The following is a 15,962-nucleotide window of genomic DNA, read 5'->3' as shown; positions in this document are numbered from 1 at the left end:
TTCGAGTTATTCATGTCAACTACTGTCATTATTCTTGCTGCAGGCAAAGGAACGCGAATGCGTTCTCAGCTCCCTAAAGTACTACAACCTTTAGCTGGTCGCCCGCTACTAGGACATGTTATTAAAACAGCAAAACAACTATTAGCAGAAAACATCATTACCATTTATGGACATGGTGGCGATCACGTAAAAAAGACATTCGCACAAGAAAATATTCAGTGGGTTGAACAAGCAGAACAGTTAGGGACCGGTCATGCTGTACAGATGACTTTACCGGTACTTCCTAAAGACGGCATTTCATTAATTTTATACGGTGATGTTCCTTTAGTCCGTCAAACAACACTTGAACAACTGATTGAAGCATCAAATAAAACCGGTATTGGCATGATTACTTTACATGTCGATAACCCAACAGGTTATGGCCGTATTGTCCGCCAAGACGGTAAAATCCAAGCGATTGTTGAACATAAAGACGCAACCGAAGCTCAGCGTCAAATTCAAGAAATCAACACAGGTATTTACTGTGTCAGCAATGCAAAACTGCATGAGTGGTTGCCTAAGCTTTCAAATGAAAATGCACAAGGCGAATACTATTTAACTGATATCGTTGCGATGGCTGTTGCTGATGGTTTAGAAATCGCCTCAATTCAACCAGAGCTCGCATTTGAAGTTGAAGGTGTAAATGACCGCCTGCAACTTGCAGCACTTGAGCGTGAATTTCAGAAGCAACAAGCCAAAGAACTTATGCAGCAAGGCGTAACTTTTGCTGATCCTGCACGTTTTGATTTACGTGGTACAGTAAAAGTTGGTCATGATGTCCGTATTGATGTGAATGTCATTATTGAAGGCGACTGTGAACTCGGTGACTTTGTCGAAATCGGTGCTGGCTGTATCTTAAAAAATACAACCATTGCAGCGGGCACTAAAGTCCAAGCATACAGCGTTTTTGATGGAGCAGTTGTTGGGGAAAATACCCAAATTGGTCCTTTCGCACGCTTACGTCCAGGTGCTAAATTGGCAAACGAAGTACATATCGGCAACTTTGTTGAAGTCAAAAATACAACGATCGGTCTAGGCAGTAAAGCTAACCATTTCACCTATTTAGGTGATGCCGAGATCGGCGCTGAATCAAATATTGGGGCAGGTACAATCACCTGCAATTATGATGGTGCAAATAAACACAAAACCACTATTGGCGATGCAGTTTTTATCGGTTCTAATAGCTCGCTGGTTGCGCCTGTGACTATTGGTAATGGAGCAACAGTCGGTGCGGGTTCTGTGATTACGAAAGATGTGGCTGAACAAAGTCTCTCCTTTGAGCGTGCTCAACAAATTTCTAAAGCAAATTATCAACGTCCCCAAAAGCTTAAAAAATAAGAGGATTGAAGTATGTGTGGTATCGTCGGAGGCGTTGCAGAACGTTGTGTAACCGAGATTTTAATTGAAGGTTTAAAACGTCTTGAATATCGTGGTTATGATTCGGCTGGTGTTGCTTTACTGAACAAGCAACAGATTTTACGTGAACGTCGTGTTGGTAAGGTAATCAATCTTGAAGATGCCGTTGCTGATCAACAACTCACGGGGACAATCGGTATTGCTCATACCCGTTGGGCAACACATGGTAAACCAACCGAAAATAATGCTCACCCGCACATGTCAGGCAAGGTAGCAGTCGTCCACAACGGTATTATCGAGAACTATCAAGAGCTTAAAGATGACCTTCAAGCTTTAGGATATGTATTTACTTCTCAAACAGATACTGAAGTGGTAGCCCATTTAGTTGCAGAAGCTCTAAAAAATACTGATAGTTTACTTGAAGCAGTAGAATCTGTAGTTCCTCAGCTTAAAGGTGCCTATGCGTTAGGTATTATTCACAGCGATTACCCAGATGAACTCATTACTGTACGTGAAGGTTCACCACTTGTAATCGGTGTGGGTATTGGCGAAAACTTTATCAGTTCAGACCAATTGGCCCTTTTACCAGTAACGAACCGTTTTATTTACTTAGAAGAAGGCGATATTGCTCGTCTTACTCGTACTTCAATTGAAGTATTTGTAAAAGGTGAACGTGTTGAACGTCCAGTTAAAGAACTTGATGCAACTGTAAGCAGCGCTTCAAAAGGTGAATATAAACACTACATGCTCAAAGAAATTTATGAGCAGCCTGAAGCAATCAAACAAACAATTTCTCAAGCACTTGATGGCAACAATTTACGTGATGATTTCTTGAAAGATGCTGATGCAGATTTCAGTAAACTTCAAAGTGTTCAAATTATTGCGTGTGGTACAAGTTATCACTCAGGAATGATCGCTAAATATTGGTTTGAGCAATTGATTGGTGTGCCTTGCCAAGTTGAGATTGCGAGTGAATTCCGTTATCGCTCACCAGTGATTGTGGAAAATACACTTTACATCTGTATTTCACAATCAGGCGAAACAGCGGATACCTTAGCTGCACTACGTGAAACTCAAAAACGTGCTAAAGCAAATAATATCGATATTCAGACTTTAACGATCTGTAACGTCGCAACTTCTTCAATGGTACGTGAAACTGATCACCACTTATTGACCCTTGCTGGGCCTGAAATTGGTGTTGCATCAACAAAAGCGTTCACGACTCAGCTTGCTGCATTAATGTTGTTAATCTTGAAAATTGGTCAAGTTAAACAACGTATTAGCAATGTGATGATTGAAGAGCTTGCTCGTGAATTGTGGCACAGCCCGAAAGTCATTCTTGATACGCTTAAGCAAGATGCTGAAATTTTACGTTTATCAGAATTGTTCGTTGAAAAACAACACTGTTTATTCTTAGGCCGTGGCACACATTATCCAATCGCATTGGAAGGTGCTTTAAAGCTTAAAGAAATTTCATATATTCACGCAGAAGGTTATGCGGCTGGTGAGTTAAAACATGGCCCATTGGCACTTGTTGATACTGAAATGCCAATCGTGATTCTTGCTCCAAATGATGAAATGCTTGATAAGCTTAAGTCGAATATGGAGGAAGTTCAGGCGCGTGGCGGTGAGTTATTCGTTTTTGCTGATGAAAATAGCGGTGTAGTCGAAAAAGATCGTCAACACGTTGTACAAATTCCAGCAGTAAATGAATGGCTTGCACCAATCATTTATAGCGTACCAGTTCAGTTATTGTCTTATCACGTTGCTGTATTACGTGGTACAGACGTTGACCAGCCACGTAACTTGGCGAAGTCAGTAACTGTAGAGTAATTCAAAAAAGATCATTATTAAGGCTGTATGAGAGTAATAAAGTTTCATACTGAGTAATAAAGTCTCATACTGAGTAATAAAGTGTAATACTAGATTGCTCAAAAAATCCACACAAGCTATGCTCTAAAAAGCATGTTGTGTGGATTTTTTTATGGCTAATTTTAAGAACACACAAAATCATGAACTCAAAATTCAAAAGTGGATTAAAGAAGGACGAGGACAGGGTTTTGGAAATAACTATAAGCCTTGGATTACAATTCGAGATGTGAGTTCAGAAGGTCGATCTCACCGAGTTTTTGGTCATAAAAGCCAAAGAACCCATCATCTTCTATCTGATCTAGAACTTTCTGCTTTTTTATTACTGGAATGGCATTCCACTACTATCGATATTCGAGAACAATATCCCTTAGATCTCGAACAAACTCTAAAAATTGCGGAGACAATTGGAATCGCTCACCCTAGATTTGGGAAACACTATCAAATCATGACAAGCGATTTTTTAGTGGATACAAATAATTCAATATCTCCTAAATTTGCAATCCAAGTTAAATATTCAAATGCTCTCAATGACCCACGTACAATAGAAAAAATAGAAATCGAACGACAATATTGGAAACAGCAAAACATTCCTTTTTATATTTTTACTGAACATCAAGTTCCTAGAATTGTCAGTCAAAATATTCAATGGATGTACAGCTCAATAAATACTATGAAACTGAGTGAACAAGATACGTTAGATAAACTAAACTTTTATGCAGAAATTTTTAGTAAAAATAAGTCTAAAAAGATTAATGAATTAACGAGAATCATTGATCAAAAATATCATTTTGAAATAGGACAATCTTTAAGAGAAATCAGAGACTTACTTGCTCAGCGGTATTTCATATTTGATCTCAATATTTCATTTAAAGATCTAAGAACAGATCATATTCAATTGGGTCAACTTAATATTTGGAATGAGGTACTTCATGCTGAAAATCAATGAAGTATTAAGTTTTGAAAGTTCTTTATTTAGGATTCTAACTATCCTGCCTCACTCTGTGGTTTGGATTAATCTCGACGTTCAAAATGCTTTTCCCATCGAAATAACTAAAACAGAAATATTAAATGGTTTAGAAGATAGCAGTATCCAAAGAACAGTAGACCCACATGAGCCACTTGTCTTCTTTCAGCCCGAAAAAGGATCTACACAAGAAATAAAACGTGACCAAAATTATGCTCTTATTCACCCTCTAATTTCTCATGAATTATTTTATATTCCAGCTCAAAGAGGCAAAATAATTAGTGAAATCATGGATCAACATGAAGTCACCAAACAAACTATTTATCGCTTAGCTCGTAGATATTGGCAAAGAGGACAAACTCCTAATGCATTACTTCCTGATTACAGAAATAGTGGAGCTAAAGGTCAAAAAAGAACAGCTAAAGATAAAAAATTAGGTCGACCTCGTATCTATAATAGTGAACAAGGCATTAATGTTAATGAAGACATTGAAAAACTTTTTTATCGCACCATTAAATTATTCTTTTTAAAAGACAATAAACATTCACTTCCATTTGTATATCGAAAATTTCAAACCACATATAAAAATCTCTATCCTGATACAGCCGAATCAGATATCCCAACAATATGGCAGTTTAAGTATTACTACGAAAAAGAATTCAAAAAAATTGAAAACATAAAAGCTCGTATTAGTACATCCAACTACCGCAAAGACTATCGTCCTTTGCAATCAACATCTAACGCTCAAGCCTTAGGCCCTGGTGCACGTTATGAAATTGATGCCACGATCGCTGATATTTATCTTGTTTCAAATTCAAATCCAGAAAGTATCGTTGGTAGACCCACCATTTACTTTGTGATTGACGTCTTCAGTAGATTAGTCGCAGGCTTTTATATAGGTTTTGAATCACCTTCATATTTAGCTGCAATACAAGCATTGAATATAGCGATGACCGATAAGGTTCAGTATTGTGCTGAGTATGGGATCTTAATTCAGCCAGAGGATTGGCCAGCTGTTGGTCTACCTGATGCTTTACTCGCGGATCGAGGAGAACTACTCGGTTATCAAATTGAAGCTTTAGAAAAAACTTTCGCTGTAAGACTCGAAAATGCGCCAGCAAGACGTGGTGATGCTAAAGGCATCGTGGAACAAGCTTTCAATACATATCAGGCTTATTTTAAAAAAGAAGGTAAGGGAAAAGGTGTTGTTGAAGGCACCACTGTAAAAAAGACTGGTGGTAATGATTACCGTCAAGATGCCACATTAAATATTCACCAATTTACTGAAATCATTCTTGCCTGCATCATCTCGCATAATCAATTTCATGTGCTAAAGACGTATGATCGTGAGCCAGACATGCCTAATGACTTACCAACCATTCCCTTACATTTATGGAATTGGGGTATTCAAAACAGAACTGGAAAATTGAGAAGTGTTCCAGAGGAAGCACTAAGAATTGCATTATTGCCACGTACTAAAATCACAATATCAGACTTAGGCATCAAAGCATTTGGTCTTTACTACCTAGCCAAAGAAGTACTCGATCTTGGTTGGTTACACCGTAAGACACAAAGTTCTCGTCCTCAAAATTTTGAAGCTGCCTATGATCCCTACTCAATGAATAAAATTTATATTTTTCCAAAAGATAGTAGTCTTGAATACTGGATAGGGTCTCTCTCCGATCGATCGAGAGAATTTATGGATTGTACTTTGTGGGAAGTTAAAGAAAGGCAAAAAGCCCAAAAAGAGCACCTTGTACAGCACGAACTAGAGGCTTCAAAAAAACGAAGAGAGCTTGAAGTATTTATCAGTGAGAAACTTAATACTAAGCATCCGAAGAGCCCAATTAAACCATCTCAACGAATCGCTGAAATCACTGAAAATAAAGCAAAAGAAAAAAATATTGAACGCAAAGCTAAGGTACAACAGCAAGAAATAGTGGATACAAATATTATTCCAATGCCTAAACTGAAAACCTCAATTAAGCCTCAAGATGCTGAAGCGGTTCATTATCCAGACTTAACAGACGAATTATTTGGTGAGGATGACTAAATGACTTTGCCATTAAATTTTATTCAAGCACGTTACACGCCTAGTTTTGGTGAATATAAAGACAATCCATTTATTGAAGCTCTACCACCAATCATGCAAGAAATTGCAGATATCAAAGCTAATCTGATTGGTAAGGTGGACTTTAACCCTGAGGATATTCTGAGATCTAAGAACGAAAGAATTCATCTTTCATCTCAACTTCTTCATCAATTTTTTCAACCGATTACTCGGCATATTTCATTAGAACAAAAAATTGCAATATTAATTCGTCAAGGCTATGTCGGGCGCAATATTGCTGATGGGAAATTGCACCAACATTTGCAAAACGGTTATGAGCGTATTATGTCGGGAGATATTAATGCCTTTCGTTTTGATGCGCCAAAATCTACAGCTTTAAGCTATTCACTGATCGGTTGTTCAGGAAGTGGCAAAAGTACAACTCTACAGCGAATTCTGAACCTGTATCCTCAAGTGATTTATCATGAAAAATATAACTTCACTCAACTCGTTTATCTCAAAATAGACTGCCCTCATGATGGCTCATTAAAAAATCTATGTTTGCATTTCTTTAAGGCAATTGATGTTGCATTAGGAACAGATTTTGAAAGAAAAGTTGCCTTAAAAAGATTAGGAATCGAAGCTCTACTAAACTACATGCGTCAAATTACCAATACCTATGCTATTGGTGTACTCGTCATTGATGAAATCCAACACCTGAGTGTTAAAAATTCAGGTGGTGCTGAAAAAATGCTGAACTTCTTTGTCACCTTAATCAATGTTGTAGGTTTGCCAGTGGTTATGGTCGGCACACCCAAAGCCAAATTTATATTTGATGGAGATCTGCGTTCAGCGCGTCGTGGGGCTGGTTTCGGAGCTGTTATATGGGAACCTATGAAGAACAATCCCCCATTATCAAATACCGCAACTAGAACAGAATGGATGGCTTTCACCAATGCCCTATGGAAATACCAATGGCTAACCAATAAAGCACAACTCAGTGAAGAAATTCGAGACTGTTGGTATGAACTGTCTCAGGGCGTACTGGATATAGTCGTTAAACTTTTTGTTTTGGCTCAATGCCGAGCGATCATGACAGGACTAGAAAGAATAACGCCGAGTTTGCTTAGACAAGTCTATGAGGATGAACTTAAATTTGTCCATCCAATGATAGAAGCGCTTAAGTCTGGGGATCCTAATCGCATTGCACTTTATTCTGACTTAACTATTCCATATGTGGACAAAACATTACTTCTACTTCAGAAAAAAATAGAAGAAGAACAAGAAAAAGTTGAACAATATAATGGAAATGTACATGCACAAAGATTGCATAATCTACTAATTGCCACTGGATATCCAGAATCTAAAGTAATTTCTGTAATCAAAAAAGCCTTTGTCGATTTCCCTCATCTCAATATGCAAGAGCTCATGCCTATCGTTTCGAATTGGATCACTGAAGTTGAGGCGAATAAAGAAACAAAACCAGAAAAAATGAATCTCAGAAAAATAAAACAAAGTGAATGGATAAGCTTACCGTCAGATGATTTAAGGTTTAAGTTTTCTCAAAAGCAAAAATCCCAAAATTTTTATGACGTTCTTCAATCGAGCGATTTAATTTTTGATTCTCAAACTTGGGTGCAATCAATGTAATAGTGGAATTGGCATGTTGAATTTTCCTACACCATATCCCAATGAATTAATTTATAGCACGATAGCTAGAGCTGGAATTCATCATGCTATTACAAGCCCTAAGCAATTACTTGAAGAAGTATTTGCTAATCGTAAGGTTATTGCCACGATTGATTTACCTAGCCATCTCATGTGCCTGTTAACGCATTTATCACCGAACTACACACTTGAAAAGATTGTTTATGAACATACTCTTTTTCCAATCCACGCTCTATTTTCTCCTGAAAATACACGGTTAAAATGCCTTCACTGGATGGGGAGTCAATCAAAAGGTTCTATCCATTTAGCATTAGGAGTTGCGGCATCCAAAGTTAAGCAGATAACAACGCATCGCTATTGTTACCATTGCTTAGAAGAACAATATCACCAATATGGAGAATTTTTTTGGTCAAGACTTTGGTACATTCAAGGAGCAAATTGCTGTAGCAAACATAAAGTTAAATTGTCAGAATTTTTACCACCAGCCCATTTGAATGGACGACATCAATTTATTCCTGCAAGTTTTATCCTGGATCGCAAGCAACCTCATAACCCTGCTCATGAATTAGATCTAATCGTGAGTAGGCGTGTTGATGAGCTGTTAAACCTTCCTCCAACAATATCACCTACCTTTCATCAATGGAGTCAATTCTATCAGCGTACTGCAAAACGATTAGGTTTCAACAGAGGTTTTAAACACATTGATCATTCAAAAATTCATGTAGCAGTTATAAAAACATGGGGGCTAAAATGGTTACAGCAACATCACCTAGATGAACTGAAATCTGAAACATGTTGGCTTAGAGCTCTCTTTAGAAAGCATCGTAAGTCATTCAGTTATCTTGAACATATTATTGTCTTAGAGACGTTTTCCCCTAAAGGCTGGACATGGGTAGCCATTCTAGATGAAATTCATCAATTGCCTGCTAAGCCCACTAATACTGATACACCTATTCAAAGAACTAAGTACAAAGACATATTGATACTCAAAGAAAAACGTAATGAATGGCTGTGTTTGATTCAAAATTTTGGAATAAAACCGTCTAGAGTCAAAAATGCTGCTTTATATGCATGGCTTTATCGCAATGATAAAACTTGGTTACTCACAAAAAATAGAAGCTTTCACGCTTTGCCCACAAGCATTCCCAAGAAAGTACATTGGCCTCTGAGGGATTGGCAAATGGTGAAGCGATTATTCAAAATACTCTATGAATCATTAGACGATTTGAGTTTACCTAGGCAATCTAGAAACTGGTATCTCAAGCAACTACCACAACACTCCACCGTAGAAAAAAACCTATATCAGCTCCCCTTAACACATAAATTTCTGAGCACCTTTTCAGAAGATATTAGCAGTTATCAAATCCGAAGGATCACTAGAACCATTATTCAATTTCAAAAAATTAATCAGTACCCAGCGAGTTGGCAATTATTACGACATTCAGGATTAAGTGAAGAACGATTAACAGATGAAGCACTCAAATTCCTAAATCAAATGAAAAGGATGAATCATGGCTAAGATAAGTCATATCGCTAAGAACATGAAAATAAAAAAGATTGGTTCTTTGTTTAAAAAACATACCTCAGGCAGTTGGGCAATAAATCTAGCTTTGGAAAATGAAAATAAAATACCTGAGACGACTTTCACTAATTTTTCTAATGCAAAATTATTAAGAAAAAATAGTCACATCAACCCCACTCAAGAATATCCCAAAGGCTACAATTTACGCTTTAAAATTCGTTCAACTCAAGATTGGCTATCTTCTGTCAATAATTCAAACTTATCCAAAGGAAAGTTTGTAGAGCATTATTTCTTATTCGATGCAGTCCGTGTAGATCAATTCGGTCAGCCAATGTCCGAAACCATTAAAATTAAGCTTCCTCAATTTGAGCTCGCTAGATCTCTGTTTTTCTACACGCCATATTTAGCAAGATCAGCAATTATAGAGAATAGTTTGAGTATCGATTTCGATATCGTTTCAAATCGAGATCATTATCTTATCAATATTTTACCAGCTTGCTCATACCCTATTTCTCATTTCAATGATTCAGGTATTCGACGCGTATTATCTTGGATCCTTCTTGATTCTGATATTCGAAAATCCTTTGAAAGTATCAGTCAGTTTTGTACCAAATATGGCTATGACGTTGACCAATATCGTATATGGAGTTTTTGTTTTAATCCCCCTCAACTCAATGGAGTGATCTTTGATTCATATGGCTATTACAAGGCTGAAACTTCTGAGTTTTTTGTCAATGAAATATCAGGTTTCGAAAGAATCTCAAGCCGAATTTCTAAAGAAGTTGAGTTCTATAGCGATAAATTCACTGAGTCTAAATCAGGTGGTAAAGGTGAAAACTCTTCAGGAACTAAAAATAATGGAAAAGAACCGACCATCAAAGATGATGAAGATGGCAATAGCGATGATGTTGAAATTATTGATGTTGAACCGACACACTTCGACTTCCTAGAAGCAATTGAAACACGTAAAACTTCAAAAAAATCTAGACATAGAAACCATGGTACAAAAGATCAAGATTTACCATCTAACAATGCGACTTCGGAAGTTAGCACCAACGAGCCTATTTTTGAAGGCACTGTCCCCTCCGCTGAATTTAATGGCGTTGAGGATCGAACTGAAGACCTTCATCTGTATCTTGATCGTTTCTCTGCATTTCAACAAATGATTGATTTATTTTGCAAAGAAAACTCTGTTAAAAATTTTAGCTTTCAACTCCATAAACTACCTAACATTCAAGGACATTCCAAACATATAAAGACTGATGGTAATCCTAGATGTGTGGCAGAAGTCAGCTTCCAATTTAATGGTCAAAATATTGTGATCTTAGAGGTAGATACTTCTGATAATAAAAAGCCTCTTTCAACTCGTGTCTTATCACTTAAAGACATGAATCAATGGAACCAAACTGATCGTGCCAAAGTTCTTGAGCTTGTCGTCACTCAATGTTTGCGTTGGCCAAAAGGAATTTTTAAAAATATTTGCTATAAAAATAGTACATTAAATCACCCTAGGATGAATTCAAAGAATCAAGAAATATCCGAACAAGAATTAGAAGGATGGATGAAAAGATTAGAATCTTTGTTGACAAAGTAAGTGAGTTAATTTTGCTAAATCTAGAATTTCCTGGTATCTTGGCTATTATTTATTTGCTTTTGATGTTGTATGTCTAGCCCTTTAAAATTTCTCGATTTATTTGCTGGTGCTGGAGGCTTGTCTGAGGGTTTTATCCGCGCTGGATTTAAACCAATTGCTCATGTCGAAGCGGATGCTTCAGCCTGCTATACGCTTAAAACACGACAAGCATTTCATTGGCTAAAAAATAATAATGCTTTAGACATCTATTCAAAATATTTAAAAAATGAAGTAACACGTCAAGAACTCTATGATGCTGTTCCTTCCAACGAAATAGATTCAGTGATCAATGAATTCATTGGCCCAGATACTCTAAAAACAATTTTTAAGAAAGTTGATAGCCAATTAAATACCTCAAAATTAGATCTAATTATTGGTGGTCCACCTTGCCAAGCTTATTCACTCATTGGTCGAGCTCGAGGGAATATGGATGATGATCCTCGTAATCATCTATATAAATACTATGCAGAATTTCTAAAAAGATATAAGCCTAAATATTTTGTTTTCGAAAATGTACTAGGACTGTTGACCGCTAAAGATCCAAATGGTGAGTTTTATTTCGATAAAATGAAAAGTCTATTTATCGAAATAGGTTATTCAATTGAGTATAGAGTTTTATCTGCAAATGAATACGGTGTTCTTCAGAACCGAAAACGAATAATTTTGGTAGGTAAACGAGGACATCGTGGTAAAAAATCTTTTTACCCTGAAATTGAAAAATTGGCTCCAGAAGCAACCGTTTTGGATCTACTTAAAGATCTTCCTAAAATAAATGCTGGTGGAGGTAAATCTTCCCCATTAGAACCAATCTCTGAACCATCGCAATGGCTGAAAGATGCTCAAATATCAACTGATCTTCCTTTAACTTGGCATGAGGCACGTCCACACTCTGAGCAAGATTTAGAAATTTATAAGCATGCTGTTAATTTATGGAATACTGAAAAAAGACGTCTTCATTATGACGACTTACCTGAACACCTAAAAAGTCATAAAGGGCGTAATTCTTTTGTTGATCGTTTTAAAGTAGTTGCTGGAGATTTAACCGCCTGCCATACTATTGTTGCACATATCTCTAAAGATGGACATCATTATATCCATCCTGATATAAATCAAAATCGTTCATTGACGCCTAGAGAAGCAGCAAGAATTCAAAGTTTTCCTGATGATTATTATTTTGAAAATGTTTCAGGAAAACCAGCACGTACAAGTGCCTTTAAACAGATTGGAAATGCAGTACCTGTATTACTTGCACAAAAAATTGCAGAAAAATTATTAAAGGATTGGTAATGAGCCCTCTAAAACTTAATTATATTCACCTAAAAAATCCAAGTCTTGAAGTTTTCAGCTGTAATACTCTCCCTCTAAGTAAACGAATTAATTTATTGCATAGATTAAATCCCGTTAGAAGAATTCGACCTTCAGGAAGGCACTTAACAACTATTGGCAAAGAATTAATACAAAATGAAGCCGCAGCAATTATTGAGTTAGTAAAAAATGCATATGATGCTGATGCTGATCAAATAAAAATTCAAATAAATTTAGATGAAAATAAGAAAAATGTTGAAATTATTATAATAGATAATGGTCATGGTATGGACCTAGATACATTCTTGCATAAATGGATGGTACCTTCTACAGATGATAAATTTATAAGAAAACAAAGTCCTAGTAAAAATCGGATGATGCAAGGTCGCAAAGGAATTGGTAGATATGCTGTGGCGTTGTTAGGAAATAAGCTCTCTATTACCACTATTACTAAAGATTTAAATCAAGTACAAGCTGATATAGATTGGGATGAATTTAATAAAGTTAGATACTTAGATGAGATCAAAATAGAGATTGATGATCGCGTACTTGAATATGGTGAACCTGGGACTAAACTTGTTATCCACGGTAACGAAGAATATTTTAAGGTTTGGGATCGTGACAATATTGATATATTGATTTTTGAATTAAAGAAACTTATTTCACCTTTAGACTCCAAAAAAAATGACTTTCAAATTTTCCTGAAGCTTTCTCATGATGAAGCGTCTTACACTGAAATAAAACCTTTTCCAATAGTAGATTTCTTTGACTACAGAATCAGCGGAGAAGTTTTTGAAAATGGCAAAGGTGAACTAGTATACTCTTGTCAAAAAGAAGAAAACCTACCTGATATTAAAATATCATTTGACTACTATCAACCAACAAAATGTGGATCACTAAAGTTTGATTATAGGGTTTATGATCTAGAAACTGATGCATTAAAGGACTTACTAATAAGAACACAAAAGTCTGGAAGCAACTCAGAATTGAGTCGACAAGATATCAAAGGATTATTAAGAAAATACCACGGTGTCGGAGTATTTAGAAACGGATTTAGAATAAGACCTTTGGGAGATAATGGTTACGATTGGTTGGAGATGAACTTACAACGTGTAAATAATCCTTCCATGAGACTTAGTGAGAATCAAGTTATTGGATATGTAAGGATCCAGTCAGAAGAGCTTTCTAATTTGTTTGAAAAAAGTGCTCGTGATGGTCTAAGAGAAAATGATGCTTATAAAAATCTAGTCGATATCTCTCAGCAAGTACTCCGTCATTTAGAAATTTATCGCTTTAAATATCGTGAATCTTCGGGTAAATCTCGGAAAAAAGAAACAATAGAAGAAAAATTAGATAATATTCTTTCAAGTGAAAACTTATCTGAAAAAATTCAAAAAACTCTTAACAATTCAAATTTAGAGTCTTCAATTAAAGAAAAAATTTCCAATGACATTATTGGCTTGGTCAATGAGGATAATCAAAAGAAAAATATTGAACTTCAATTTATTAAAAAAGCTATTGCAACATATCAGGGTCAAGCAACATTAGGTAAAATTGTAAATAGACTTATTCATGAAGGTAGAAGGCCTTTAAATTATTTTCAAAATGAAATCCCTAATTTAAAAAAATGGAAAGATAAATACAATGAAAGTGGTAATGAACTTCATTATGCTAAAGTTCTTGAACGTGTAGATGGCGTACTAAAAAATTCAAAAAGCTTTGTCTTATTATTTAAAAAAATAGATCCTTTAGCTACAGCTAGACGCCCAAATAGAAAGAATGAAAATTTAAAAAAAATTATTAAAGGGACTTTAAATATCTTCGAATCAGACCTTATATCGAATGATATACAAGTCAAGTTTACTTGCTCAGATACAATCGAAATTTTATGTTGGGATCAGGATATAGCAGCAATATTTTTTAATTTAATAGAAAATAGTATTTATTGGATGACAAGTACAAACTCTTCTACTAAAACTCTTGAAATCATTGTAAATGAAAATAATGGAATATTGACTGATATTATTTTTAAAGACTCAGGACCAGGAATCAAAGCTGAGGATATTGAAAGTGAAATAATATTTAATCCCGAGTTCTCAGGTAAACCAGAAGGTGGCAGTGGATTAGGTTTAGCTATAGCTGGTGAAGCAGCAATAAGAAATAATTTAAAGCTACAATCTATTGAAAATAATGGAGGGGCTCTTTTTAAGATGACGCTTAAAGGTGAAAATAATGAATAATTTAAATATTTTATTAGTAGAAGATAATCAATCTGATATTGATGTTTTTAAATCATCTATCGAACTATTTGATGATGAACATTCAATTGAGACGTCTCTTGAAATAGCAAAAACATATGAAGATGCGATAAAAATCATCTCAAGTAATTCTTTTGATGGAATCATTCTAGACCTTTCATTGCATGGAGGGGTGGAAGGTGGGAAAGAAATTGTTAATTACATTTTAGATGAAAAGTTAATAGTTCCTATTGTCGTATATACGGGTACCCCAGATGAACTTGCTGAATATAGTTTTATCGAGGTTTATAGAAAAGGTGAACAAGAAAATATTATTGATAACATACTAATTGATTTAAAAAGAACCAAAGATTTTGGATTCAATGATTTATTCAATGCTAAAGGTCAAATTCAAGATTTTTTAAAAGAGGTTTTTTATAAAAATATATACCATCAGAAGAAACAATGGATTGGATACCAGAACAAAGATTTAGTTAAAAAAGCAATTTTACGTCATACATTGAATCATCTTACTCAACATATCGACGAGACAGATGATAAATATTTCCTAGAAGAAATGTATATTTTTCCTCCAATTAATAAAGAAATCAAAACTGGGAGTATTATTAAAAGCCTTTCAGCTAATCAATATCATATCGTATTAACACCAGCTTGCGATTTTGCTCAATCAAAAGCTAGATGTATATTATTGGCTGAAATTATTCCACCATTAGCTTATATTCGTAATAATTTCCCTGGAAATGAAGCAACTAATTCAAGAAAGCAGAAACTCGAACCAATGTTACATAACAAGAAACAAGAATATCACTATTTACCTAAATTAAGCCCTTTCGAAGGTGGGTTCATCGACTTCACATCTGTTCAAAGCTACTCTAAAGATGATCTAATACGAATTTTTAGTGAAGTTAAAATTCAAATATCTCCATACTTTATTAGTGATATTTTAGGTCGCTTTTCTAGTTATTATGCTCGTCAAGGACAGCCTGATTTGCATCATGAGGAAAGTTATGTAGAGCAACTATTAAAAACAGATACACGCCCATCAACTTAAGGTAATAAAGAATTGGCTGATATATTTAAAGCCGATGCTATTTCATAGATTTTTTCCAAAGTAGGATTAACTTCTCCTCTTTCAATTCTTCCTAAATAACTCCGATCCATGTTACAGAGTAATGCCAGTTGCTCTTGTGACATGTTTCTTTCTTTTCTGTATTTACGAACCAATTGCCCAAATTGAATAGTAAGTTCTGACATAAACATTCAAATGCTTAAAAAACAGAACTATCACTATTTGA

At 35.4% G+C, this 15,962-nt stretch carries 11 protein-coding genes; 10 read left to right on the top strand and 1 reads right to left on the bottom strand.

Annotated features, from left to right (window positions below):
* The first annotated feature begins 12 nt into the window (after positions 1 to 12).
* The 10 genes from glmU (at position 13) to MKL62_RS15785 (ending at position 15,718) form a co-directional block, all read left to right on the top strand.
* Positions 13 to 1,377 carry a bifunctional UDP-N-acetylglucosamine diphosphorylase/glucosamine-1-phosphate N-acetyltransferase GlmU gene (glmU, locus tag MKL62_RS15830; protein ID WP_000108581.1) on the top strand — a complete coding sequence of 455 codons (1,365 nt, stop codon included), beginning with the start codon at positions 13 to 15 and terminating at the stop codon, positions 1,375 to 1,377.
* A gap of 12 nt (positions 1,378 to 1,389) precedes the next feature.
* Positions 1,390 to 3,228: a glutamine--fructose-6-phosphate transaminase (isomerizing) gene (gene glmS / locus MKL62_RS15825; protein WP_000334178.1), complete on the top strand. Its 1,839-nt coding sequence runs from the start codon at positions 1,390 to 1,392 to the stop codon at positions 3,226 to 3,228.
* A gap of 151 nt (positions 3,229 to 3,379) precedes the next feature.
* Entirely contained in the window at positions 3,380 to 4,213 is an 834-nt protein-coding gene (locus MKL62_RS15820; RefSeq protein WP_002132325.1) for a heteromeric transposase endonuclease subunit TnsA, read from the top strand.
* A complete protein-coding gene (locus tag MKL62_RS15815; protein ID WP_002132379.1) occupies positions 4,197 to 6,284 on the top strand; it encodes a TnsB C-terminal domain-containing protein in 2,088 nt (695 codons plus the stop codon). Before MKL62_RS15820 ends, MKL62_RS15815 begins: the two co-directional genes overlap by 17 nt.
* Positions 6,285 to 7,931: an AAA family ATPase gene (locus MKL62_RS15810; RefSeq protein WP_002132421.1), complete on the top strand. Its 1,647-nt coding sequence runs from the start codon at positions 6,285 to 6,287 to the stop codon at positions 7,929 to 7,931. It abuts the gene before it with no gap.
* 13 nt (positions 7,932 to 7,944) lie between these two features.
* Positions 7,945 to 9,468, top strand: coding sequence for a TnsD family Tn7-like transposition protein (locus MKL62_RS15805; protein WP_002132297.1), 1,524 nt, complete (start codon positions 7,945 to 7,947; stop codon positions 9,466 to 9,468).
* Positions 9,461 to 11,065, top strand: coding sequence for a Tn7-like element transposition protein TnsE (locus tag MKL62_RS15800; protein ID WP_002132452.1), 1,605 nt, complete (start codon positions 9,461 to 9,463; stop codon positions 11,063 to 11,065). The genes MKL62_RS15805 and MKL62_RS15800 overlap by 8 nt, the downstream gene beginning before the upstream one ends.
* 69 nt (positions 11,066 to 11,134) lie before the next feature.
* Positions 11,135 to 12,391 carry a DNA cytosine methyltransferase gene (locus MKL62_RS15795; RefSeq protein ID WP_002132284.1) on the top strand — a complete coding sequence of 419 codons (1,257 nt, stop codon included), beginning with the start codon at positions 11,135 to 11,137 and terminating at the stop codon, positions 12,389 to 12,391.
* Positions 12,391 to 14,649: a sensor histidine kinase gene (locus tag MKL62_RS15790; protein WP_002132328.1), complete on the top strand. Its 2,259-nt coding sequence runs from the start codon at positions 12,391 to 12,393 to the stop codon at positions 14,647 to 14,649. The genes MKL62_RS15795 and MKL62_RS15790 overlap by 1 nt, the downstream gene beginning before the upstream one ends.
* A complete protein-coding gene (locus MKL62_RS15785; RefSeq protein ID WP_002132345.1) occupies positions 14,642 to 15,718 on the top strand; it encodes a response regulator in 1,077 nt (358 codons plus the stop codon). The genes MKL62_RS15790 and MKL62_RS15785 overlap by 8 nt, the downstream gene beginning before the upstream one ends.
* On the opposite strand, the gene MKL62_RS15780 is transcribed toward MKL62_RS15785, so the two are convergent.
* Complete coding sequence (locus tag MKL62_RS15780) at positions 15,715 to 15,927, bottom strand: helix-turn-helix domain-containing protein (protein WP_002132310.1); 213 nt, start codon at positions 15,925 to 15,927, stop codon at positions 15,715 to 15,717. The genes MKL62_RS15785 and MKL62_RS15780 overlap by 4 nt on opposite strands.
* Positions 15,928 to 15,962 lie beyond the last annotated feature (35 nt).

This window comes from Acinetobacter sp. AOR01_HL (assembly GCF_027855455.1).
Lineage (GTDB): Bacteria > Pseudomonadota > Gammaproteobacteria > Pseudomonadales > Moraxellaceae > Acinetobacter > Acinetobacter baumannii.
Note: the sequence above shows the minus strand (reverse complement) of the source record. Positions and strands in the feature narration are given on the sequence as shown.

What these genes read in the sequence shown, in the direction of transcription:
- glmU (WP_000108581.1), top strand. Translation starts at nt 13, where the DNA reads ATGTCAACTACTGTCATTATTCTTGCTGCAGGCAAAGGAACGCGAATG.
- glmS (WP_000334178.1), top strand. Translation starts at nt 1,390, where the DNA reads ATGTGTGGTATCGTCGGAGGCGTTGCAGAACGTTGTGTAACCGAGATT.
- MKL62_RS15820 (WP_002132325.1), top strand. Translation starts at nt 3,380, where the DNA reads ATGGCTAATTTTAAGAACACACAAAATCATGAACTCAAAATTCAAAAG.
- MKL62_RS15815 (WP_002132379.1), top strand. Translation starts at nt 4,197, where the DNA reads ATGCTGAAAATCAATGAAGTATTAAGTTTTGAAAGTTCTTTATTTAGG.
- MKL62_RS15810 (WP_002132421.1), top strand. Translation starts at nt 6,285, where the DNA reads ATGACTTTGCCATTAAATTTTATTCAAGCACGTTACACGCCTAGTTTT.
- MKL62_RS15805 (WP_002132297.1), top strand. Translation starts at nt 7,945, where the DNA reads ATGTTGAATTTTCCTACACCATATCCCAATGAATTAATTTATAGCACG.
- MKL62_RS15800 (WP_002132452.1), top strand. Translation starts at nt 9,461, where the DNA reads ATGGCTAAGATAAGTCATATCGCTAAGAACATGAAAATAAAAAAGATT.
- MKL62_RS15795 (WP_002132284.1), top strand. Translation starts at nt 11,135, where the DNA reads ATGTCTAGCCCTTTAAAATTTCTCGATTTATTTGCTGGTGCTGGAGGC.
- MKL62_RS15790 (WP_002132328.1), top strand. Translation starts at nt 12,391, where the DNA reads ATGAGCCCTCTAAAACTTAATTATATTCACCTAAAAAATCCAAGTCTT.
- MKL62_RS15785 (WP_002132345.1), top strand. Translation starts at nt 14,642, where the DNA reads ATGAATAATTTAAATATTTTATTAGTAGAAGATAATCAATCTGATATT.
- MKL62_RS15780 (WP_002132310.1), bottom strand. Translation starts at nt 15,927, where the DNA reads ATGTTTATGTCAGAACTTACTATTCAATTTGGGCAATTGGTTCGTAAA.